This window comes from Comamonas testosteroni, assembly GCF_000761245.1.
Lineage (GTDB): Bacteria > Pseudomonadota > Gammaproteobacteria > Burkholderiales > Burkholderiaceae_C > Comamonas > Comamonas testosteroni_C.
This window is the reverse complement of sequence record NZ_AWOR01000001.1, coordinates 709,782-731,920: the sequence shown is the minus strand read 5'-3', so window position 1 is coordinate 731,920 and position 22,139 is coordinate 709,782. Positions and strand designations below refer to the sequence as shown.

The window sequence follows — 22,139 nt, the reverse complement described above, 5'->3', positions numbered from 1 at the left end:
AATCGGCAGCTTCTGATAGTCTGTCTGGCTATGTCTGCGCCGCCTGCCCTGAACTCCAAACCAAATACCGCTCAATCCCTTGATGAGCAAGCGAAGAGTGCTCCTGAATCTGCAGTCTTCGTGATTCTCACGCTGGGGCTGCTGCTCGGTCTTCAGCCACTGGCAACAGACCTCTATCTGCCCGCCCTGCCCCAGCTGCAGCAAGGCTTTGGTGCCCATGTCTCGCAGACCCAGCTGACATTGACCGGCTTTTTGCTGGCCTTTGGCTGCTCGCAGATTCTCTGGGGCCCTCTGTCCGATCACCTGGGCCGACGCCCGGTCTTGCTGCTGGGCATCAGCGGCTATGTGATCGCAGCGCTGGGCTGCGCCAGCTCCCAGAGCATGGAGGCCTTGATTGCCTGGCGCAGCCTGCAAGGTGCCGCCCTGGGAGCCGGTGTGATGTGCGCGCGTGCCGTGGTCCGAGATCTCTACGCACCGCATATGGGCGCGCAAGTCATGTCCAAGGCGCTGACGGGCCTGGGCGTGCTGGCTTTTCTGGCTCCCATCAGCGGCAGCCTGCTCGTGGGCTGGCTGGGCTGGCGCTCCACCATGCTGGCCCAGGCCTTCATGGGCTGCCTGGCCTGGCTGCTGGTGATGCTGCGCTTCAGGGAATCGATTCCCCAGCGCAACCCGCAGGCACTGCAAGCGGGCAATCTGCTGCGCACCTGGTCGCGCATTGTGCGCAACCCCATGTTCCAGGCCTACAACCTGCTGACCTGCTTCAGCTATGCGGGCCTGTTCACCAATCTGGCGGCCTCTTCGTTCACCTACATCAACGTGCTGCATATGGAGCGCACGCAGTACGGGCTGATGCTGGGCGGCAATGCGCTGTGCTATATCGCCGGCACCTTTGCCTGCCGCCGTCTGCTGCGCAGCATGAGCGTGCAGCGCGCCGTGGCCGTGGCGGGGGTGCTGTCGCTGACGGCGGGCTCCATCATGGGCCTGGCGGCCCTGTTCGATCTGCGCAGCATCTGGGCCTATGCCCTGCCTTTTTGCCTCTACCAGATCGCCCACGGCATTCACATGCCCTGCGGACAAAGCAATGCCATCGCGCCCTTCCCCCAGGCTGCGGGCACAGCCTCGGCCATCAACGGCCTAGTGATGATGCTCATCGCTTTTGCCATGGGGCATTGGCTGGGATTGAATCTGGATGCGGACTCCACCATGCCGCTGGCCTTCGGCATCTGGTTCTGGTCGGCTTGCACGGCCATCACGGCATGGACGCTGGTACAGCGTTTTGGCATCAGCAAATCATGATTTGAAATAAGATGATTGGGTTATTTAAAAACCAATTTTTATTATTTTTCTTTTTATAGAGATTTTTTGAGAATGCCTGGACTGGCCAACGCGCCGCACTTTTGTGATCTCCAGCCATGCATTCCCGCCGCCTCTTTCTGCAGCAATCGCTGCTCGCCGCCAGCTCCGCTGGCTTCTCCCTGAGCTCTCTGGCCAAGGCCGCCGAGATCTCCGCCGTTCCTCAGGCCAGCCGCATTCTGGTGGGCTTTGGCGCAGGCGGCGGCATCGACCTGCTGGCACGCGTGCTGGCCGAAAACATCGCGGGACAACTGGGCAAGAGCCACTATGTGGTGGTGGACAACAAGCCCGGCGCCAACGGCCAGATTGCCGCACAGACCCTGCTCAACGCCCCCAGCGACGGCAGCACCTATCTGATCGCTCCGCTGATCACCCCGGTGCTATCGCAGATCGTCTACAAAAAGCCTGGCTACGATCCAGCACGCGACTTCTCCCCCGTGGGTCTGCTCGCGCATTTCCAGTTCGGTCTGGCCGTCCCCGCCAGGCACCCGGCGCGCAATATTCAGGAATATGTGGGCTGGCTCAAGGCCAACCCTGAAAAAGCCAACTTCGGCAGCCCCGCCGTGGGCAGCCTGCCGCATTTCTTCGGACTGCTGCTGGGCGAGGCAGCCGGCGTCAACATCGTGCATGTGCCCTACAAGGGCGGCCCGGCCATGATGACGGATCTGATCAGCGGCCAGCTGGCGTCGGCCATCCAGACCACCAGCGAGCTGGCGCCGCTGCACAAGGAAGGCAAGGTACGCATTCTGGGCACCTTCGGCAGCCAGCGCGGCCGCGAGCTGCCCGATGTGCCGACCTTTGCCGAAGCCGGCTACCCCAAGGCCACGGGCAGCGGCTGGTACAGCCTGTGGGCACGCAAAGGCACATCGCCCGAAGCCATTGCCGCCGTCAACCGCGCCGTCAACCATGCGCTGCTGGACCCCAGGCTGCAGCCCAAATGGGCGGAGCTGTCCCTGCAGCCCGACCCGCGCACGCCGCAGGCGCTGGAGCAGTTGCGCGTGGCCGAAGTCGCCAAGTGGCGTCCCGTGATCACCAACTCCGGCTTTGCCATCGAATAAGCAAGGCGAAGAACTCATGACCGCACCGAACATCGTTTTCATCCTCGCCGACGATCTGGGCTGGGCCGACCTGGGCGTCTATGGCGCCACCGATTTCAAGACCCCGCATCTGGACCGGCTCGCCGCCCAGGGCGTGCGCTTCAATCAGGCCTATGCCAACTCGGCCGTCTGCTCGGCCACACGCATTGCGCTGATCACCGGGCGCTATCAGTACCGGCTGCAGGCCGGACTCGAAGAGCCGCTGGCACGCCATGGAGCGCAACTCGGCCTGCCGCCCGATCACCCCACGCTGCCATCGCTGCTCAAGCAGGCCGGCTACGACACGGCGTTGATCGGCAAATGGCATCTGGGCAAGCCGCCCTCCTATGGCCCGCAGCGCAGCGGCTACGACTATTTCTTCGGCAACCACAGCGGTGCCATCGACTACTTCACGCACAAGCCCGGCGTGGGCGAACAGTTCAGCTCCGACCTCTGGCAAGGCAACGAGCCCGTGCAGCGCACGGGCTACTACACCTATATCCTGGGTGATGAAGCCACGCGCTATGTGCATGAGCGCAAGGGCCAGGACAAGCCTTTTTTCCTGTCGCTGCACTTCACGGCTCCGCACTGGCCCTGGGAAGGGCCCGACGACGAGCATGTCGCGCACAGCATCAAGGATCTGTTCCACTACGACGGCGGCAGTCTGAAGAAATACGGCGAAATCGTCGAGGCGCTGGACAAGGCCGTGGGCCAGGTGCTGCAGGCGCTCGATGACAGCGGCCAGGCCGACAACACCATCGTCATCTTCACCAGCGACAACGGCGGCGAACGCTTTTCCAAGACCTGGCCCTTCACGGGCCAGAAGACCGAGCTGCTCGAAGGCGGCATCCGCGTGCCCACGCTGCTGCGCTGGAGCGCCCGCATCCGGCCCCAGGTCCAGGAGCAAGTCACAGCCTCCTTTGACTGGCTGCCCACGCTGCTGGCCGCAGCAGGTGCCAGGCCGCACCAGGATTTCCCCAGCGACGGCCAGAACATCCTGCCCATCCTGGAGGGCAATGCGGCCCCTACCGAGCGCAGCCTGTTCTGGCGCTACAAATCCCAGGCCCAGCGTGCCGTGCGCCAGGGGCCCTGGAAATATCTCAAGATCAACGACAACGAGTTCTTGTTCAATGTGGAGGAGGACGCCCGCGAGCGCGCCAATCTCAAGGAGCATCAGCCCGAGATCTTTGCCAGCCTGCGCAGGCAATGGGAGCTGTGGAACGAGCAATTGCTGCCCATCACGGCCGAAAGCTACAGCCACGGCCTCTCGCCCGATATTCAAGCCGACCGCTATGTGCCAGCAAGACTGAGCCAGGGATAGGCCAGGCAGGGCACTAAGCCCCGCCGCAGCCGCAAGGCGGCAGGCTGCGTTATCCTTCACAACCAGCAAGAACCAATGACCGGCGGTCATTGGTTCTTGTGCTTTGACCTGTACGGATTTCGCCCCATGACTGCTGCCCACGCCCTGCCCTGTATCGCCATTGCCGGCCCCACTGCCTCGGGCAAGACTGCGGCAGCGCTGGCACTGGCCGAGCGACTGGCACAGCGCGGGCAGAAGGCCGAGATCATCAGCGTGGACTCGGCCCTGGTCTACCAGGGCATGGACATCGGCACGGCCAAGCCCACGGCGGCAGAGCTGGCCGCCGTCCCGCATCACCTCATCGACATCATCGATCCGCTGCAGGCCTATAGCGCAGCCGAGTTCGTGCGCGACACGCAGAAGCTGGTCGGTGAAATCCGCGCCCGCAACGCCATACCGCTGCTGGTGGGCGGCACCATGCTGTACTTCAAGGCGCTGATGGACGGACTGGACGATATGCCCGCAGCCAACTCCGAAGTGCGCGCCATGCTGGACGCGCAGGCCGCCGAGCTGGGCTGGCCCGCCATGCATGCCAGACTGGCCGAGGTGGACCCCGTCACGGCCGCACGTCTGGCCCCCGGCGACAGCCAGCGCATCCAGCGCGCACTCGAGGTCTGGCAGGTCTCCGGCAAACCGCTTTCGAGCTTTCACACGACCAAGAACAAGACGGGCGCTGCAGCGCAGATGGGACTTGCAACGCTGTTTTCGCTGGAGCCTGCAGAGCGAGCCTGGCTGCACCAGCGCATTGCGCTGCGCTTTGATCTGATGCTGGAGCAAGGCTTCCTCGACGAAGTGCGCAGCCTGCGCGCGCGCGGCGATCTGCATCTGGATCTGCCCTCAATGCGCTGCGTGGGCTACCGCCAGGCCTGGGAAGCGCTGGATGCATTGCAGGGCGACCCCGGCAAGCCGCTGGACATGGCAGGCCTGCGCGAGCGCGGCATCGCCTCCACACGCCAGCTGGCCAAGCGCCAGATCACCTGGCTGCGCTCCATGCCCCAGCGCCATGCCATTGCCTGCGATGCACCAGGCGCCCAGCAGCAACTGCTGGATGCTGCCATGGCTGCCATTGACGCGGCGCAGCAGGCCAGTGCTTGAGGACTGCTGCGACCAGTTCTAGGCGTCTACGCTCCGTAAATCCCCCATGCCAAGCAATCCGCAAGGAACAGAAACCGGCATGGCCAGCAGGATCTGGGCCATGCCCTTGCCTAGTGGATCATTGCGCAGCGAGGCCATGCCGCCCCCGTCCAGCGCTGCTTCGCAGACGAAGTTCAAGGCGTCGAAGCCCGGCAGCTCGTAGCGCGTGACCGGACCCTCGACCAGATGGGCCAGCCATGCGGCCACGCGCTCGGTCGTGACCTGTGCCTTAAGCACTGGCAGGTATTCAGGGCGTCTGGCGATCAGGCCTATATTGGAGATGTCGCCCTTATCACCGCTGCGGCCATAGGCTAGGCGTATCAGGGGTAGCTTCACGCAGTCTTGGGACTGGGACTGGGCCACGGTCAGCCGACCGGCCTCGGGCCTGCTCGGCAAGCTGAGCTCGCCGCCCTGGGGTATGGACACAGGCCTGCGCTGGCCGTCCATGAGCACGCTGGGAGCCAGGGCAGACTTGTCCAGCAAAAAGCCATATTGCCGAATCGAGGGCGAGGGGCCGGGACGCCCGCCGCCCGAACCCGTGGTTCCTGGCGACCAGCTCGTGCCCGCGGCCGCGATTTCGCGTGCAAACAGCTCCAGCGCGGCCTTGTCCTGGTGCATCACGGCCAGCCTCATGGTGGCTTCGCGCGTGTGCTGGGTTATTGCGTGCGGGCCAAAGCAGGACTCGGCGCCCAGCACCTCGATGCGCGTGCGACTGTAGTCTCCCCAGCCATGGACCGCGAACAGCTTTCGCGTACGCGCCAGAATGGCCTCACCCGTGCGCCTGGCCTTGGCGGCTGCGTCCAGGCCCACGATGGACAGCTGGGCATCGCAGCGGTAACCCTCCATATAGGTCGCGCAGACCTTGTAGGCCCCGCCGGGAGCGCGCCCGCGCGCACCCGTCACCGCAACGCGGTCCGGCCCTTGCTGCTGCAGTCTGACCTGGGTGAAGTCACAGCACACATCGGGCAGCAGATAGGCCGCCGGATCGCCAATCTCATAGAGCACCTGCTCGCCCACGGTGGCCGTGCTGACCAGGCCTCCTGTGCCTTGGGGCTTGCTCACGACAAAGCTACCCTCCTCGCTGCACTCGACGATGGGATAGCCCATGTCGGCCCAGTCGGGCACGCTTTCCCAGTCGGTATGCAGGCCTCCGGTCGCCTGGCAACCGCATTCGAGAATATGGCCTGCCAGACTACCCTGGGCCAGGCGATCGTAGTCGCCGGCCGCCCAGCCGAACTCGTGCATCAAGACGCCTAGCGTGACCGCGCTGTCCACGCAGCGCCCCGTGACCACGATTTGCGCGCCCTGGTCCAGGGCCTCGCGGATCGGCAGAGCGCCCAGATAGGCGTTGGCGCTGATCACCTTGTCGGGCAGGGGCTGCTGCTTTTGCATGTCACGCACCCCGGCCTCGCGCAACGCGGGCAGCAGGGGCATGACGTCGTCGCCCTCGACCACGGCGATCTTGACCGACAGGCCTTGCTCGGCGGCCAGCGCGGCAATGGCCTGTGCACAGCCCTGGGGGTTGATGCCGCCCGCATTACTGACCACGCGAATGCCGCGCTCCACAATGCTTTTGAGCAGGCTCTTCATGGTGACCGTGACAAAGTCCGTGGCATAGCCCATCTCGGGCTTGCGCATGCGCGCCGAGGCCAGCAACGACATGGTCAGCTCAGCCAAGTAGTCGAACACCAGATAGTCCACATTCCCGTCTTGCACCAGTTGCGGGGCACCCACGCTGCTATCGCCCCAGAAGCCGCTGGCACCGCCTATGCGAATATTTTTCTTGCTCATGGCTTAAGCCTCCTATCGTCCAGTCCACTGGGGCTGGCGCTTTTCACGAAACGCCAGCTGACCCTCGACCGCGTCCTTGGTCAGGGCGAAAAGCCCGATCTGGCTTTCAGTAAAGGCCATGGACTGCTCAAAGGGCATGGCCTCGATCTGGTTCATCAGGTAAAGCCCGCGGCGTATGGCTGCCGGCGACTTGTCCAGCAAGCGCCCCAGCAGCTTTTGCACCTGGGCATCCAGGTCATCGCCCATGTCGTTGATCAAGCCGCAGGCCAGGGCCTGGCTCGCGTCTATGGCCTCGCCCGTCACGCAAAGCTCGGTCAGCATACGCCGCCCGACCAGGCCCTGGAGCACGCTGAGCACCTGGGCCGGGAAAACGCCGACCTTGACCTCGGGCAAGCTGAAGCGCGCATGCGATGCGGCCATGGCCAGATCGCACATGGCCAGCAAGCCCATGCCGCCGGCCATGCAAGCGCCGTTGATTCTGGCGATCTTGGGCACATGCGTGGTCCTGGCCAAGCGCAGGAGCTGGGCCAGGCCCTGGCTGGGCTCGGAGTAGTCGAACTCGAAGGACTTGCCCGTCTGCAGGTCGGCGCCGGCGCAAAAAGCCTTGTCGCCCGCACCCGTGAGCACGATGGCGCGCAGCGAGCGGTCGCTGCCGGCCCGGGCAAAGGCCTCGCAAAGGCCTTGGAGCACGCTAGTGCTCAAGGCGTTACGGCGCTGCTCGCGGCAAATCGTCAGCCACAGCACGCCGTCCTCATGGCGCTGCTCCAGCTCCTGGCCCAGCTTGATGCTTTCTTCACTCATGTTCTCTCACTTCCTTGTCTGTGCTGCAATCAACTCTTTGATATCAGCGTCTGCGTAGCCTGCCTCGGCCAGTACCTGTTGCGTGTGCTGGCCTAGGGCAGGCGCGAGATGACGCGCTTGGGGAGGCGTGCCCGACCATTCACTGGGCACGGCCATGTCCAGGATGCGGCCCACGACGGGATGCTCGACCTGGCGGAAGAAGCCGGTCTCGGCCAGATGCCCGTCCTCGAGCAGGCTCTCAAAGCTGTGTATGGGAAAGATGGGGATTTCCTCCTGCGGCAGCAATTGCTCCCACTGGGCCGTGGTGCGCTGGGCGAGCTCGTCGGCCACGAGCTGGTAGAGCTCGTCTATGGCCTGGGTGCGCGTACGAATGTTCTTGAAGCGCGCATCGGTGCGCAGCAGCTCGGACTTGCCCACGGCTTCGAGAAACAGCGCCCAGTGCTTGTCGGTGTAAATCAGGCAGCACACATGGCCATCCAGGGTTTTGTAAGGCCGACGGTTGGGCGACATCAAACGCGGATAGCCGAAATCTCCCTTGGGCGGCTCAAAGCTGCGGCCATACAAGTGGTCGCCCAGCACATAGGGAATCATGGTCTCGAACATGGGTATGTCCACGCTCTGACCTTCGCCCGTGCGGTCGCGCGCATACAGCGCGGCGCAGATCACGCCAAAAGCGTAAATGCCCACGGAGCGGTCGGCGATGGTGATCGGTAGATAGCGGGGCTCGCCCTCGGCAGCCTGGCCCAGGGTTGCGGCCAGGCCCGTGGCCGCCTGGATCATGTCGTCGAAAGCGGCCTTGGCGGCATAAGGCCCGCGCTGGGAAAAGCCCACCATGCTGGCATAGACCAGGCGCGGGTTCACGGCCTTGAGCTGCTCATAGCCCAGTCCCAGCCTGTGCATGGCCGCGGGGCGTACGTTGCTGGCGAAGACATCGGCGCTCTTTGCCAGATGCAGCAAGGCCTGCACGCCCTGCGGGGTCTTGAGATCCAGGACCACGCTGCGCTTGTTGCGGTTCAGGCCCAGGAAAAGCGGCCCCAGGCCCAGCTCGCCCCCGGGCCCTATGGCGCGCGTGGAGTCACCTCCGGGCGCCTCGATCTTGATCACATCGGCGCCCAGATCGGCCAGATACTGGGTGGCGGACGGTCCCATGAACACCGTGGTGAGATCCAGCACCCTCACGCCCGACAAGGGACCCGATGCTGTAGAGGTCTGAGCACAACTCATGTCTAAACCCTGGTTTATTGCGGCTTGAGGCCTGCGCGCTGGAAGGTGCTCTTGGCGCGCTCGATTTCCGAGCGTATGAACTGGTTCATCTGCTTGGGGCTGAGGTTTTCGTGAAAGCTGGCGTTCTCTGCCGCGTATTTTTCGTAGTCCGCGCTTTGCAGGTACTGGTTGAAAGCCTGCCTGAGCTTTTCCAGCACGGGCTGGGGAGTTCCGGCCCTAGCGAAAAATGCGGCCCAGCCGTTGAGCCGTATGTCGGGCAGACCGGCCTCGGCCATGGTCGGCGTGTCCGGCAAGGCCGCCACCCTGCGCCCCGAAGTCACGGCCAGCGCCTTGAGCTTGCCCGAGCGCACCATGGGCATGGCGGCTCCGCCATCGACGATCGTGAAGTCCACATGGCCGCCCAGCAGATCGGTCATGGACTGGGCACTGCCTTTGTAGGCCACGTCATGAAAATCGAGGCCGGCTTCATGGCGCAGCAGGTGGACCGCCAGCTGCTGAAACGCGCTGCCCGTGGCGGCTGTGTATTTGCCTGGCTGCTTGCGTATCAGCTCCACGAGCTGGGCCGTCGTGTCTACCTGCAGGGAAGGCCGTGCCAGCAGCACCATGGGCGAGAACACCACAGAGACCACGGGCACCATGTCCTTGACCGGGTCATAGGGCAGTTGTTTGAACAGCGCCGAGTTCACGCCATGCGTGGTGCCGCCCGAATACAGCAAGGTATAGCCGTCGGCGCTTGCGCGCATGAAGTCATGAACACCGATGAAGCTGTTGCCGCCCGGCTTGTTGTCCACCACAAAGGTCCAGCCCGTGGCCTGGGCGATCTTGCTCGTCACATAGCGCAGGCTTGCGTCCGAGCCGCTGCCGCTGGCAAAAGGCAGGACTACGCGAATCGGCTTTTCTGGAAAACCGCCCTGGGCCAGAACGCCTTGCGCCGCCAGGGCGCTGCAGGCCATGGGCAGGGCTAAAAGACTGCGTCGCTTCAACATGTTTTGCCTCCTTCAAATTCATTTTTTGGCTGGGCCGGCCATGCGAACAAAGGCGGCCGCTTGTTGAGAAAGCGCTCCTTGGCCTCACGGTGATAGGCCGTGGAAAAGGCTAGGCCCTGGGCATTCGCCTCGAGCTCAACCATGGAGTGCAGATCGCTGGACAGCGAGTTGTTCAGCGCGGTCTTGGTCATGGCTGTGGCTGCGGGCGATGCGCCGGCCATGGCCTGGGCCAGTTGCAAGGCGCGCGCCAGCGCCCCGCCCCTGGGCACGACCTCCATGGCAATGCCCCAGTCGTGGGCCTGGTCCGCATCGAGCTCACGCGCGCTGAACATCAGCTCCTTGGCACGCTGAACACCAACGATGCGCGGCAGCGTGTAAAGCGCGCCACTGTCGGGGACCAGGCCGACGCGCGCGAACGACATGCAAAAGCGCGCGCCCTGCGCGGCGATCACCATGTCGGCCAGCAAGGCCAGGCCAAAGCCTCCGCCATAGGCGCAGCCCTCGACCGCGGCCAGCACGGGCTTGTCGCAACTGTAGAGCGCCGAGACGCTTTGCAGCGTCCTGCGCATGCGCTCTCGCCCGACTTCGGCGCTCATGCCCTCGGGACCTTGGCCCATGGAGCCTATGTCGCCGCCCGCGCAAAAATGCCCGCCGCGCCCCGTAAGCACAATGGCCCTGAGGCTTTCGTCGGCAAGGCTCTGGGCCGCCAGGCGCGCGAACTCCTCGCGCATGGACATGTCCATGGCATTGCGCCTGTCGGGGCGGTCAAAGGCGATGACGGCAACCGCGCCATGCCTTTCCAGGGCGACGCCGCATGGACTGGAAGCTGACAGCATGCCTCGCCTCCGGACTTAGAAGCTGTGCCTCAGGCCCAGGGCCAGCACATTGACCTTGGCCCCGGCCGCGCCCGCCGCAAACGAGGTATCGCTGCCGGTGACGCCGAACTGCCCCGTGGCGTTGTTGCTGGTGCGGCTGAACGAGGTATAGAGCTGGGTGCGCTTGGACAGCGCATGCTCGTATACCGCGCCCACCACCGTGGCCCGCCTGTCCTTGCCCGAGGGGTTGTCCTGGCGCAGCCTCTGGACCTGGAGCTTGACCGTGTTGGCGCCAAAGGTATAGCCCGCGCCAAGCCAGGTGTCCTCGCCGCGCGCCGGAGCGTTGACGCGGAAATGCCCCGCGGACAGCAGCCACGGCCCGGTTCTGTACTGGGCGCCCAGAATGGTATCCCGGCGCGTGCGCAGTCCGGTAAAGGCCAGGGGGCTGCCGCCCACAGTGGGCAGCTTGATCTCCTGGTAAGCGGCGCTGAGCACTAGGCCTCCCGTGCTGAAGTCCGCGCCCAGGCCGTACAAGGTCTGGGCGTCCTTGGGCGGCATGCCGGGGCCACCCGCGCTTTCCGCACCAAAGCCATAGGCCGCGCGCATGCGCAGGCCGCCGAACTGCGGCGAGGTATAGAAGATGCCGTTGCTCATGCGCGCCAGACGCTCCGAGCCGCCGCCCAGCGCCAGCAGGGCCTGGACATTGCCCAGATAGGCGAGCTTGAAGGTGTCCGTGGCCAGCGCCGTGTAGTACATGGGCGTGTAGTCGCGGCCCAGCAGCAGCGTTCCCCAGCCCGATTGCAGGCCTACATGGGAGCGGCGGTTAAAGCCTCCCGTGGAAGCCAGGCCGCCAGGCGCGCCAGGCGTGGCCGAGGCGTAGTTGCCAGTAAAGGTCTTGAGGCTGCCCGTATCCGCCTCCAGCCCCATTTCCAGCTGGAAGACCGCCTTCAGGCCCGCGCCAAGATCCTCTTGCCCCCTAAGCCCTATGCGCGAGCCCGTGCCCACGCCCGAGGACAGGCCCGAGACCCGGCGGGCTCCGTTGTCGCTTGAAGTGACGCTGAGATCCAGAGAGCCGTAAAGCGTCACACCGCTTTGCGCCAGAGCCGAAAGCGAGCAGCACGCGGCCGCAGCGCCCACCAGCATGGTGCGCCGTAATGATTGGAAAGCCATTTTGTCTCCTTGGATTTTTGTAGATGAGCCCTTGTTTTTCGACCCGTACGCTCTGTGGGTCGGGTGCGTGCAAGGCCTTTGTTATTCGGGCTTGATGCCTGCCTCTCGAATAATGCGTCCCCACTTGCGGGACTCCGCGGCCTGGAATCTGGCCAGCCCCTCGGGGCTGCTCAAGGCGGTCTCGCCGCTGGCCTTGAGCTGAAAGCTCTTGACCTCGGCCGAGGCCGAAGCCTTGGCCAGCAACTGGTTGAGCCTCTCCACCAGAGGCCTGGGCGTGGCCGCGGGCAGGTAGGCCCCGGTCCAGTACGTCATCTCATAGCCCTTGACTCCCGACTCGTCCAGCGTGGGAATCTGCGGTGCGGCACCAAGCCTTTGGCTGCCGCTTGCCGCCAGCGCGCGCAACCTGCCGCCCTCGACCTGGGGAAGGGCTGTTGGTGCATCGGCAAACATGAAATCAAGCTGCCCACCCATGAGATCAGTAATCGCCATGGGATTGCTCTTGTAGGCCACATCCACCATGTCCAGGCCCGCCAGCTGCTTGAGTAGCTCGCCCGCCACACGGCTTGACGAAGAGCCACTGCCGAAGTTGAGCTTGCCCGGATGCTTTTGCGCCGTGGCAATCAGATCGGCCAGGGTTTTATAAGGCGAGTCCTGGCGTACCAGCAGCAGCATCTGGCCCTTGGACAACAGACCGACCGGGGCAAAGTCGGCTACCGGGTCGTAAGGCAGCTTCTTGAACAAAAACTCGTTCGCCGCCTGCGTGGTGTTGGTCGTGATCAGCACCGTATAACCATCGGCGGTGGCCTTGGCCACATGCTGGGCAGCGATGAAGCCGCTGGCGCCTGCGCGGTTTTCCACCAGCACGGGCTGCCCGGTGTCCTCGCTAAGCGCCTGGGCCAGCACGCGCGCCTGCTGGTCTGTTCCGCTGCCTGGGGAAAAGGGCACGACCAGGGTAATAGGCTTTCTTGGAAATGCTTGGGCCGCTTCCTGAGCCTGCGCAGGTACAAGAGCTGCCATCGCGCTCGCGCACAGCGCAGCAATACGCCAAAGGGAATTGATCATGACGTCTCCTTTTTGTTGCGGATACCTGAAGCTTGGGCAGCCAGCGCGGTAATCCCGTGGCGGCTGTTGTGCTCGCCGAGCCGGGGGGCTGCGGCAGCGATGGCTGGCCGGTACCCGTCGAAAGACAAAGGCATGCCCGTCAGGCTGAAGCCCTCGCCGGGCACGGACAGCAGCATCTCCTGCATGCGGACCTGCTCCGTGGCCAAGGCCTGCGGCAAGCTGTGTATAGGCGCGCATGGCACGCCAACCGCCTCGAAGCTCTCCACCCATTTAGCCCTAGAGCGCGTGTGCAGCAGAGGCTCCAGCTCGGCCAGCAAAGCCTGCTTGTTTTCCAGCCTGGCGCGATTGCTCTCAAAGCGCGCATCCTGCAGCCATTGCTCCTGACCTAGAACCTGGGCCAACTTGGCAAACAGGCGGTCGTTGCCGCAGCAAATCAGCAGCGGGCCATCAGCCGTCTCGAAAGCTTCGTAAGGCACAAAACCCGGATGGCCGGACCGGTGACGCAGCGGCAGCCGGCCCTCGTTGACGAAGGCATCGCTTTTTTGTGCAGCCCAGGCCAGGGCAGTCTCCAGCAGCGAGGTCTGTAGCAGACCGCCACGGCCGGACCGCCCTCGTTGATGCAGCATGGACAACACGCCTATCACCAGCCACATGCCGCTGCCCTGGTCGCACAGGGAGGCGCCGGCACGCAGCGGCGGATCGTCCGGGCCGCCGTTCATGCTGGAGAGTCCGCTGAAGGCCTGGATCAGTGGCTCGTATCCAGGCCTGTCGGCCATGGGGCCGCGGTGGCCGAAAGCCGAGATCTCGCCATAGATCAGCCTGGGATAGCGGACACCTAGCGATGCCGCGTCTATGCCCAGGGCCCTGGGCACGTCGGGGCGCAGATTGTGGATCAGCACATCGGCCTCGGCCACCAACGTGTGAAAGGCATCAAGCCCCTGGGAAACGCGCAAATCCAGCGCCACGGAATGCTTTCCCCGGTTGAAGACATGAAAGTTCAGCGCATCGCCATGGCGGAACTCCGCCCCCATGCAGCGCCCGTCATCGCCGCCTTCAAGGCGCTCGATCTTGATTACCTCGGCCCCGAGATCCGCAAAAATCGCCCCCGCAAAAGGGCCGGCCAAGACCTGACCAAGCTCGATAACCTTTAGTCCTTGAAGCGGCCCTGCCATTGCTGTACTCCTTGCCCGAACTTCTGTTCGCCATCCATGTCCGCAGCCAGTCTAGTCAGCTCTCACCTATATTGAAATGCGTTCAATCTTCTATCTGTGATAAATTTATTGGATCAATCCAGGACAGTGAACACCTTCGAAAACCAGCGATATGCGCCTCAATCTCAGTCTTCAGCAACTCGAGGCCGTGGTTCGCATAGCGGACGCCGGCAGCTTTCGCGCGGCAGCGCGGCAGCTCGATATTTCCCAGCCTGCGCTAAGCCGCACACTGCGCCTGGCCGAAGAGGCTCTGGGCACTCGCCTGTTCGACCGGGACACGCGCAGCGTGACAATTACCGCAGCGGGCCAGGAGTTGCTGCACATTGCCCGCAGAGTGCTCCAAGACTTTGATAGCGCCTTGAGCGAGCTGGGGCACTTCATGCAAGGCCATCGCGGCCTGATCACCGTGGCCGCCCTGCCCTCGGCAAGCGTGACGCTACTACCCAAGCCCATTGCCGGCTTCAGGCGCGAGTTTCCTCTGGTGGAGTTCAAACTGCTGGAGCTGCCTGCCGAGCCCTTGCTCGCGGCCATTGAGGAGGGGCGCGCCGATTTCGGCCTGTGCACTCAGCCCGCCGAGGACCAGCGTCTCAAATACCAGCATTTGCACAATGACCCCATGGTGCTGGTCTGCCGCAAGAGCGATCCCCTAGCCCGTGAGCAAAGCCTGCCATGGACGGCTCTTGCGGAGCGCGACTATCTAACAGTCCAAGCCGGCAGCAGTATTAGAGGCATTGTGGATCCCGTGCTCATTCGCAAGCGAATCAAGCTGCAACCTGTCATAGAAGCAGCCAGCGTCGCTACCTGCTGCGCCCTGATCAAAGCCGGCTTTGGCGTTACCGTTTTACCCCGTTTCTCCCTGGGCCTGGCCGATATGAGCGACATGGCCTCCATCCCCCTGGCCCAGCCCTCAGTGTCCAGGTCAGTTGGCATTGTGACCCGCATTGGCCGTACCCTTTCGCCCGCCTGCCTGCGCTTCATCCAATCCATGATCGCCGCAAACTGACCCTTTGCGCGGCCTTAACTCGCAGCCTGACCTGACTAGGTGTTTAGTCCCAGCATTCGATGGATTGGCTCCATCCTTAACCGTTCAGGCTCGGATATCCATTGTTTGCAGATGAATTTATGGGGCGTCAAACCCTCGAAGGTCTTAAGTCTGCGGATGAAGTTGTAGGTATCGATAAAGTTAGCAAGGTGCTGCAGCACCGGCGCGTGATCGTCATAGTGGACACACTTGACGATGGCTTCCTTGATGGCCCGATTCATCTGCCCGACCGGCCCATTGGACTATGGATGCTTGAACTTGGTGAGGCGATGTTCGATGCCGCGTTTCTCGCAAACTCGACCGAACATCTTGTAAGCCGAGGGTTGGAGTTCGGTGACCGCGAACCTGGACGTCCTGTCGATGGCCACGATGAGATAGAGCCTGCCATCGGTAGTCTGCAGCTCTGCAATGTCGACACGGAAGTAGCTAATGGGGTAGCTCTTGAACTGCTTCTTGGTCGGCTTGTCGCCCTTCAGCTCGGTGCAGCCGCGAGATACCGTGCCGCTGCAGGCAGCGGTGCAGCAGCGAGCGCACCAGATGCGAGATGGCCGGCTGCAGTTCGTAAACAGTGGCAGCTTGGTATGCCAGCGAAGGCGAAGCCCACCGCTTCATCCTCAACAAACAAAGCAGCGGAGCGCGGCTGCCTCGGCCCTGTTGGCAGATCGGCGACCGAAGCCCGTTTCCTCCAATTCGCCACCGTCTTCTGATTAATGTCATAGCGTACGGGAAGCGCTCTCGAGCTCTCTTGACTCTGTTGCATCGCTCGAAGGATCGCCTCTGTCGTTGTGGCGTTCCCGTCTAGAAACTGGCCCATAGCCCGTGCTTCCATTCAGGAGAAAAGATTGCTGCATCAAAATATCGGATCACCCCCCAAGCCGCCTAAGCTGCTAGCCATATCGAGCAACAGGTCCCCAGCATAGCCAGCAACGACTGAGAATCGTGCCTACCTTGAAAGGCAAAACCACCGCAGGCTGTGCCCTGTTCTGACGCTCCCCCTTAATCTGGCGCACCAAGACCAGTGGAAACACCTCAAGATCAACGACAACAGATTTTGTTCACCTTGGCAGGAGACGCCTTTGAGCGGAGCACAAGCCAAGCGACATGCCATTGCCTGCGATGCACTAGGCGCCCAGCAGCAACTGCTGGATGCTGCCATGGCGGCTATTGACGCAGCACAGCAGGCTGCAGGCTAAGGAGCTGCCGCAGCAGCGCCCATCGTTAAGATCGCTGCATGGCTGCCACCGACTCATCCCACGCCCATCCGCTGCTGCAGGTCAGCGATCTTGCCAAACGCTATGGCGAGGGCGACTCCCAGACCACGGTCTTCGCCCAGGTGAGCTGCGAGATCGCGGCCGGCGAATTTGTCGCCATCGTCGGCAACTCCGGCGTGGGCAAGTCCACCTTTCTCAACTGTCTGGCCGGGCTGGACAGCTGGCAGCAAGGCCGGATTCTGCACAGCGGCACGGATCTGTCCACGCTCGATGAAGCCCGGCGCGCCATCTGGCGGCGCGCGCATCTGGGCTTTGTGTTCCAGGCCTTTCATGTGCTGCCCCATCTCGATGTGGCACAGAACATTGCACTGCCGCTGATGCTGCTGGGCCGCATGGACGGCCAGGGTCAACAGCGCGTGCAGCAGGTGCTGCAGGCCGTGGGACTCGCGGGTCTGGGCCAGCGCCTGCCCCAGCAGCTCAGCGGCGGCCAGCTGCAGCGCGTGGCCATTGCGCGTGCCCTGGTGCATTCACCGCCTCTGCTGCTGGCCGACGAGCCCACGGGCAATCTCGACCCCTCCACTGCCCAGCAGATCATGGATTTGCTGCTGCAGCAAACCCGCGACAACGGCACGGCGCTGGTACTGGTCACCCATTCCGCAGAAGCGGCCAGACGAGCCGACCGCGTGCTGCGCCTGACGGCAGACGGCATGCAGGCCGAACTATCCACATCCCAGCAAACCACCCTAGGCCTGTGACTTCACGCCCTCCGCTTCTTCTGCTGCTGACCAGCTTCTCCTGGCAGGAGCTGCGCCAGCATCCCTGGCGCACGGCCACGGCGCTGATTGCCATCATGCTCGGCGTGGCGCTGGGCTTTGCCGTCCATGTGATCAACCAGTCGGCGCTGGACGAATTCTCCAGGGCGGTGCGCAGCGTCAACGGCCAGCCCGATCTGCAGCTGCACGCCATGCAGGGCGGCCTGCCGCTGGCACTCTATGCGCAGGTGGCGCAGGCCCGGGGCGTGGCCAGCGCCGTGCCCTGGGTCGAAACCACGGTATTGCTGCCCGGCAGCACTGCAGATCTGCAGACGCGCAGCACGCAAGGGGCGGCGCAAGGCGTGAGCTTGCGCGTGCTCGGCAGCGATGCCCTCAAGCTCGCCCCTGTCGCCCCGGCATTGATGCCGCGCCTGTTCGAAGGCGGCGACCGGCTGGATCTGTTTGCACCCGACGCCGTGTTTCTCAATGCCGCCGCCTTGCAGGCCCTGAGACTGAGTCCTGAACAAGCCGTCAACGCCCCCGTGCAATGGCTGCTCAACGGCCAGGCCCAGCAGTTGCGCATTGCGGGCACCGTCGCCGCCAGCGGCGCACCGGTCGCGGTCATGGACATTGCCGCACTGCAGCAAAAGATCGGCCTGTTTGACCGCATCGACCGGCTTGACCTTTTGCTCACCGACAGCGCCAGCCGCAGCCAGGTAAGCACCGCCCTGCACGCAGTGGCGGCCTGGCAAGACCAGATACTGATCCAGCAGCCCAGCGACGATCAGCAGCGCGTGGGCGAGATGTCGCGCGCCTATCGCGTCAACCTCACTGTGCTGGCGCTGGTGGCCTTGTTCACGGGAGCGTTTCTGGTGTTCTCGGTGCTGGCGCTCAGCGTGGCCCAGCGCGCGCCGCAGTTTGCGCTGCTGGCCGTGCTTGGGGCCACGCCACGCCAGCGCATGGCGCTGGTGCTGCTGGAAGCGCTGGCTCTGGGGACTCTGGGCAGCCTGGCCGGCATTGCGCTGGGTACGGCGCTGGCCTGGCTGGCACTGCAGGTGCTGGGTGGCGATCTGGGCGGCGGATTCTTTGCCGGCGTGCAGCCAGCCCTGCACTGGAGTCCTGGCGCGGCGCTGGTCTTTGGTCTGCTGGGCCTTGCCGCCACGCTGGCCGGGGCCTGGTGGCCGGCACGCGCTGCCATGGATCTGCCGCCTGCGGCCACACTCAAGGGACTGGGCAGCACGCATGAGAGAGCCCCACGCCTGTGGCCCGCTGTGGCGCTACTTGGAGCCAGCCTGGTGCTGGCCTTTATGCCGCCGGTAGCAGGTGTCCCTCTGGCCGCCTATATGGCCGTGGGCCTGCTGTTGCTGGGCGGCATGGCAGCCCTGCCCTGGCTGCTGGGTGCGGTGCTTGGACTGGTGCCCAACGCCTTCTCGCGCCAGCCGCTGGCCATGCTGGCGCTGGAGCGCGCGCGGCGCATGCGCCACGCCACTACCGTGGCCGTGGGCGGTGTGGTGGCCAGCCTGAGCCTGGCCGTGGCCCTGACGGTGATGGTCACCAGCTTTCGCGGCAGCATGATGGAGTGGCTGGACGCCGTGTTGCCTGCTCCCCTGTATGTACGCGCCGCCGGTGGCTCCAGCCGCGCGGATGCAGCCCTGCTGCCGGCCGATGCGGCGCAGCGCCTGGAGCAGCTACCCGGCATAGAACGAGCCCAGGCCATGCGCAGCAGCCAGCTGGTACTCAGCCCCGAACGCCCGGCCCTGAGTCTGCTGATTCGCCCGCTTCAAGGTGAGCAGGCCATGCAGCTGCCCTGGGTGGAGGGCCCAATCCATCAGACGGGCCCAGGCATTGCCGTGCACATCAGCGAAGCCGTGGCCCAGCTCTATGGTTTGAAGCCCGGTGACAGCTGGCCGCTGCTTTCCAAGGCCTTCAGCCTTCAAACCCAGGACCACCAAGCGCCAGCAGCTTCCTTTTACATAGCATCCGTGTGGCGCGACTATGTGCGTCAGTTCGGTGCCGTGGCCCTGGACTGGAAGGACTACCTGGCGCTGGTGGGTCATGCAGGCAATGCAGCTCAGATCAGCGAGATCGCCATCTGGCCAGAGACCCAAAGCCAGCTGTCTGGCACCGATCTGCAAGCAGCGATAGAGCAGGCCCTCGGCACGCCGGGGCAGCCACCGCCGGCGCTGGAGTTTGTCAGCAGCCAGGCTCTGCGCGAGCGTTCCTTGCGCATTTTCGATCGAAGCTTTGCCGTCACCTACTGGCTGCAGGCCGTGGCCATAGGCATAGGCCTGTTCGGCATTGCCGCCAGCTTCAGCGCCCAGGTGCTGGCAAGGCGCAAGGAGTTCGGGCTGCTGGCCCATCTGGGCCTGACGCGCCGCAATGTGCTGAGCGTGGTTGCCGCCGAGGGTCTGGCCTGGACCATGCTGGGCACCATCGCGGGCACACTGCTGGGCCTGGGCGTGGCCGTGATCCTGGTGCATGTGGTCAATCCGCAGAGCTTTCACTGGACCATGGAGCTGCGCCTGCCTCTGCTGCGCCTGCTGGCGCTGGGCGCTGCCGTGATACTGGCCGGCGTCATCACCGCGTGGCTGGCCGGGCGCCGGGCCGCCAGTGCCGACGCGGTGCTGGCCGTCAAGGAGGACTGGTAGCTATACCTGCAACCCTGTCAGCGTTTTTCACATGATTGAGCCATGGCGCGGCGCACAATGAAATCTTCACCGCTGCGAGGAGTTCGTATGCAAATCCAGCCCTATCTCTTTTTCGATGGCCGCTGCGAAGAGGCCCTGGATTTCTACCAGGCCGCTCTGGGGGCTGAGATCACCATGTTGATGCGCTACAAGGATGCTCCGCCGCAGCCCGAGTCATCGAGCCAGCAAGGCTGCGGCCCGGGCCAGATGGATCCCGAAAAAATCATGCACGCCAATGTCCAGATCGGTGAGACGCAGATCATGGCATCTGACGGCATGAACGGCGGCAAGCCCGACTTCAAAGGCTTTTCTCTGTCCATCACCGCGCCCAGCGAGAATGAGGCCGACCGCATCTTTTCTGCCATCGGCGAGGGCGGCAAGGTACAGATGGCGCTGGACACCACGTTCTTTGCGCGTCGTTTTGGCATGGTGACCGACCGCTTCGGGGTCAGCTGGATGGTGATCGTTCCCCTGGTCGATATAGGCTGAGCCCGCGCAAAGCAGCACCTCGGGATGATGGCATTGCGCTGATCGGCTGGGCGACAATGGGCCATGCCTTATCAGCCCACACCCTCCCAGCTTCGACAACCGGCACTGCAGGCCCTGTCACGCAGGCAGTCCCTGCAGACGCTGGCTGCTGCCGGTCTGGGCTGGGCGAGCCTGGGCCTGCCTCTGCCAAGCATGGCTTTGCCGTCCAGAACCCTGCAGTTTCCTCGCGACTTCGGCAGCCACCCTGATTTGCAGACCGAGTGGTGGTACATCACCGGGCAGTTGCAGGCCGGCGGCAAGCCCTGGGGCTTTCAGCTGACCTTCTTTCGCTCGCGCATCGAAGCCGCGCAAGGCCTGCAATCGGCGCTCGCGGCCAAGCAGCTGATCTTCGCCCATGCGGCCCTGTGCGATGTACAGGGCCAAAAGCTGCGCCACGACCAGCGCATGGCGCGCGCGGGACTGGGCCTGGCCGGAGCCAGCGAAAACGATACCGATGTGCATATCAACGACTGGTATCTCCAGCGTCAACCCGTACCAGGACGAAGCGCCAGCGAAGCCAGCCGCTACAGAGCTTTGCTGAGCAGCCAGGACTTCATACTGGATCTTGAATTTGAAAGCACGCAGCCACTGCTGCTGCAGGGCTTGAATGGTCTTTCACGCAAAGGCCCGCGTGAGGAACAGGCCAGCTACTACTACAGCCAGCCTCAGCTTGAGGTCGGTGGCTCCATCACCGTGGGCGGGCAGCAACTGCCTGTGCAAGCCAGCGCACACAACCGCGCCTGGCTGGACCATGAATGCAGCGCGGCCATCATGGACCCAGAGGCTCAGGGCTGGGACTGGATAGGCATGAACCTCGATGACGGCAGCGCCCTCACCGCCTTTCATCTTCGCCGCCGCAATGGCTCGGCACTCTGGGCCGGTGGCTCATTTCGTGCACAGAACCAGAGCGCGCAAATCTTTGCCGCCGATCAGGTACGGTTCAAGCCACTGCGCCACTGGAGCAGCCCGCACAGCAAAGCAAGTTACCCCGTGGCCTGGAGCGTGCAGACACCGGCGGGCCGTTTTGAGGTTCATGCGCTGGTGGACGACCAGGAACTGGACAGCCGCGCCAGCACCGGCGCCATTTACTGGGAGGGTCTGTGCGAGCTGCGCAGCATCGGCGCCGACGGCAAAAGCGTCCGCGTAGGCAGCGGTTACCTGGAAATGACCGGCTATGCGAATGCGCTGAGGCTTTAGATCAGCCCTGCTCCTTGCAAACCAGAGCACTGAGCTGACCGAGCAGCAGCTGCAGATGGCGCGCGCGCAGGTCGTCGCCCAACAGGTCGACCTGCAGCAGGCTGTGCCAGGTCGCAGCATGATCCACGCGGAAGCCGGACAGGGCCGAAATCAGATAGTGGACATCGACAGCGGTCAGTTGATCCTTGAACAGGCCCTGCGCCACGCCGCGCTGCAGAATGCGCTCAATCGGCTCCAGCGCCGCATTGCGCAGCAATTCGGTCTTGGAGATCTGGCCCAGCATCTCGCCGCCCTGGAAATTCTCCTGCAGCACCAGACGCGTGAACTCCTGGTTCTGCTCGTGATACTCGAAGCTCCTTTGCGCCAGCGCATGCAGCGCCTGCAAGGGCTCCAGCGCATCGAGATTGAGCTGCTCCTCCGACTCGCGAATATCCGAGTAGCTCTGCTCGATGACCGCGAGGTACACGTCTTTCTTGTTGCCAAAGTAGTAGTAGAGCATGCGCTTGGCGCAGCCCGCCTTGGCGGCAATGCGCTCCAGCCGCGCTCCGTCATAGCCGTAATTGGCAAACTCGGTCTTGCCCGCATCTAGCAGGGCTCGGCGCATATCGGCCGATGCCTCGTCTGCCGAAGGCTGCTGGCTCAGTGAAGTTTCAAGACCTTGCTGCTCGCTCACGACCACATCTCCATTGATTCAAGCGCGCCAGCCTACCACGCAGCGCAGGCATGAAAAAAGGCCCCC

At 63.9% G+C, this 22,139-nt stretch carries 18 protein-coding genes and 1 pseudogene; 9 read left to right on the top strand and 10 right to left on the bottom strand.

The annotated features are described in order from the left end of the window. Positions 1–120: 120 nt before the first annotated feature. The 4 genes from P353_RS03315 (at position 121) to miaA (ending at position 4,884) form a co-directional block, all read left to right on the top strand. Positions 121–1,296, top strand: coding sequence for a multidrug effflux MFS transporter (locus tag P353_RS03315; RefSeq protein ID WP_034365122.1), 1,176 nt, complete (start codon positions 121–123; stop codon positions 1,294–1,296). 116 nt (positions 1,297–1,412) lie between these two features. Beyond that, a complete protein-coding gene (locus P353_RS03310) occupies positions 1,413–2,411 on the top strand; it encodes a tripartite tricarboxylate transporter substrate-binding protein (protein WP_034365119.1) in 999 nt (332 codons plus the stop codon). Positions 2,412–2,427: 16 nt separating this feature from the next. Beyond that, complete coding sequence (locus P353_RS03305) at positions 2,428–3,750, top strand: sulfatase (RefSeq protein ID WP_034365116.1); 1,323 nt, start codon at positions 2,428–2,430, stop codon at positions 3,748–3,750. A 126-nt stretch (positions 3,751–3,876) separates the two neighbouring features. Beyond that, on the top strand, positions 3,877–4,884 hold the full coding sequence (gene miaA / locus P353_RS03300; protein ID WP_034365521.1) for a tRNA (adenosine(37)-N6)-dimethylallyltransferase MiaA: 1,008 nt from the start codon (positions 3,877–3,879) through the stop codon (positions 4,882–4,884). Positions 4,885–4,902: 18 nt separating this feature from the next. On the opposite strand, the gene P353_RS03295 is transcribed toward miaA, so the two are convergent. The 8 genes from P353_RS03295 to P353_RS03260 all read right to left on the bottom strand — a co-directional run bounded on the left by P353_RS03295 (position 4,903) and on the right by P353_RS03260 (position 13,944). Continuing rightward, positions 4,903–6,714, bottom strand: a complete 1,812-nt coding sequence (locus tag P353_RS03295; protein ID WP_034365114.1) for an acyclic terpene utilization AtuA family protein — start codon at positions 6,712–6,714, stop codon at positions 4,903–4,905. A 12-nt stretch (positions 6,715–6,726) separates the two neighbouring features. Then, complete coding sequence (locus P353_RS03290; RefSeq protein WP_052084653.1) at positions 6,727–7,515, bottom strand: enoyl-CoA hydratase/isomerase family protein; 789 nt, start codon at positions 7,513–7,515, stop codon at positions 6,727–6,729. A gap of 6 nt (positions 7,516–7,521) precedes the next feature. Then, positions 7,522–8,739, bottom strand: a complete 1,218-nt coding sequence (locus P353_RS03285; protein ID WP_052084651.1) for a CaiB/BaiF CoA transferase family protein — start codon at positions 8,737–8,739, stop codon at positions 7,522–7,524. A 14-nt stretch (positions 8,740–8,753) separates the two neighbouring features. After that, the gene (locus tag P353_RS03280) at positions 8,754–9,725 is read right to left on the bottom strand and encodes a Bug family tripartite tricarboxylate transporter substrate binding protein (RefSeq protein ID WP_034365111.1); all 972 of its coding nucleotides are present in this window, start codon (positions 9,723–9,725) and stop codon (positions 8,754–8,756) included. Then, complete coding sequence (locus tag P353_RS03275) at positions 9,719–10,561, bottom strand: enoyl-CoA hydratase/isomerase family protein (protein WP_034365108.1); 843 nt, start codon at positions 10,559–10,561, stop codon at positions 9,719–9,721. The genes P353_RS03280 and P353_RS03275 overlap by 7 nt, the downstream gene beginning before the upstream one ends. 15 nt (positions 10,562–10,576) lie before the next feature. Further along, positions 10,577–11,710 (bottom strand): porin, encoded by a 1,134-nt coding sequence (locus P353_RS27445; protein ID WP_080750407.1) that lies wholly within the window; start codon positions 11,708–11,710, stop codon positions 10,577–10,579. 81 nt (positions 11,711–11,791) lie between these two features. Next, on the bottom strand, positions 11,792–12,772 hold the full coding sequence (locus tag P353_RS03265) for a Bug family tripartite tricarboxylate transporter substrate binding protein (protein ID WP_034365105.1): 981 nt from the start codon (positions 12,770–12,772) through the stop codon (positions 11,792–11,794). Continuing rightward, positions 12,769–13,944, bottom strand: coding sequence for a CaiB/BaiF CoA transferase family protein (locus P353_RS03260; protein ID WP_052084645.1), 1,176 nt, complete (start codon positions 13,942–13,944; stop codon positions 12,769–12,771). Before P353_RS03260 ends, P353_RS03265 begins: the two co-directional genes overlap by 4 nt. 151 nt (positions 13,945–14,095) lie before the next feature. Here P353_RS03260 and P353_RS03255 point away from each other — a divergent pair, with 151 nt between their 5' ends. Beyond that, complete coding sequence (locus P353_RS03255) at positions 14,096–14,986, top strand: LysR family transcriptional regulator (RefSeq protein WP_034365102.1); 891 nt, start codon at positions 14,096–14,098, stop codon at positions 14,984–14,986. Between the two features lie 35 nt (positions 14,987–15,021). Here the strand turns inward: P353_RS03255 and P353_RS27710 are convergent. Continuing rightward, positions 15,022–15,839 (bottom strand): annotated as a pseudogene (locus P353_RS27710) (IS481 family transposase). A 417-nt stretch (positions 15,840–16,256) separates the two neighbouring features. Between P353_RS27710 and P353_RS03240 the strand changes: the two are divergent. From P353_RS03240 to P353_RS03225, 4 genes are all read left to right on the top strand, one after another. After that, complete coding sequence (locus tag P353_RS03240) at positions 16,257–16,991, top strand: ABC transporter ATP-binding protein (RefSeq protein ID WP_034365099.1); 735 nt, start codon at positions 16,257–16,259, stop codon at positions 16,989–16,991. Continuing rightward, positions 16,988–19,636 carry an FtsX-like permease family protein gene (locus P353_RS03235; protein ID WP_034365096.1) on the top strand — a complete coding sequence of 883 codons (2,649 nt, stop codon included), beginning with the start codon at positions 16,988–16,990 and terminating at the stop codon, positions 19,634–19,636. Before P353_RS03240 ends, P353_RS03235 begins: the two co-directional genes overlap by 4 nt. A gap of 87 nt (positions 19,637–19,723) precedes the next feature. Beyond that, on the top strand, positions 19,724–20,164 hold the full coding sequence (locus tag P353_RS03230) for a VOC family protein (RefSeq protein WP_034365094.1): 441 nt from the start codon (positions 19,724–19,726) through the stop codon (positions 20,162–20,164). 63 nt (positions 20,165–20,227) lie between these two features. After that, the gene (locus P353_RS03225; protein WP_034365092.1) at positions 20,228–21,400 is read left to right on the top strand and encodes a lipocalin-like domain-containing protein; all 1,173 of its coding nucleotides are present in this window, start codon (positions 20,228–20,230) and stop codon (positions 21,398–21,400) included. 1 nt (position 21,401) lies between these two features. On the opposite strand, the gene P353_RS03220 is transcribed toward P353_RS03225, so the two are convergent. Further along, a complete protein-coding gene (locus tag P353_RS03220; RefSeq protein ID WP_052084677.1) occupies positions 21,402–22,073 on the bottom strand; it encodes a TetR/AcrR family transcriptional regulator in 672 nt (223 codons plus the stop codon). Between the last annotated feature and the right edge of the window lie 66 nt (positions 22,074–22,139).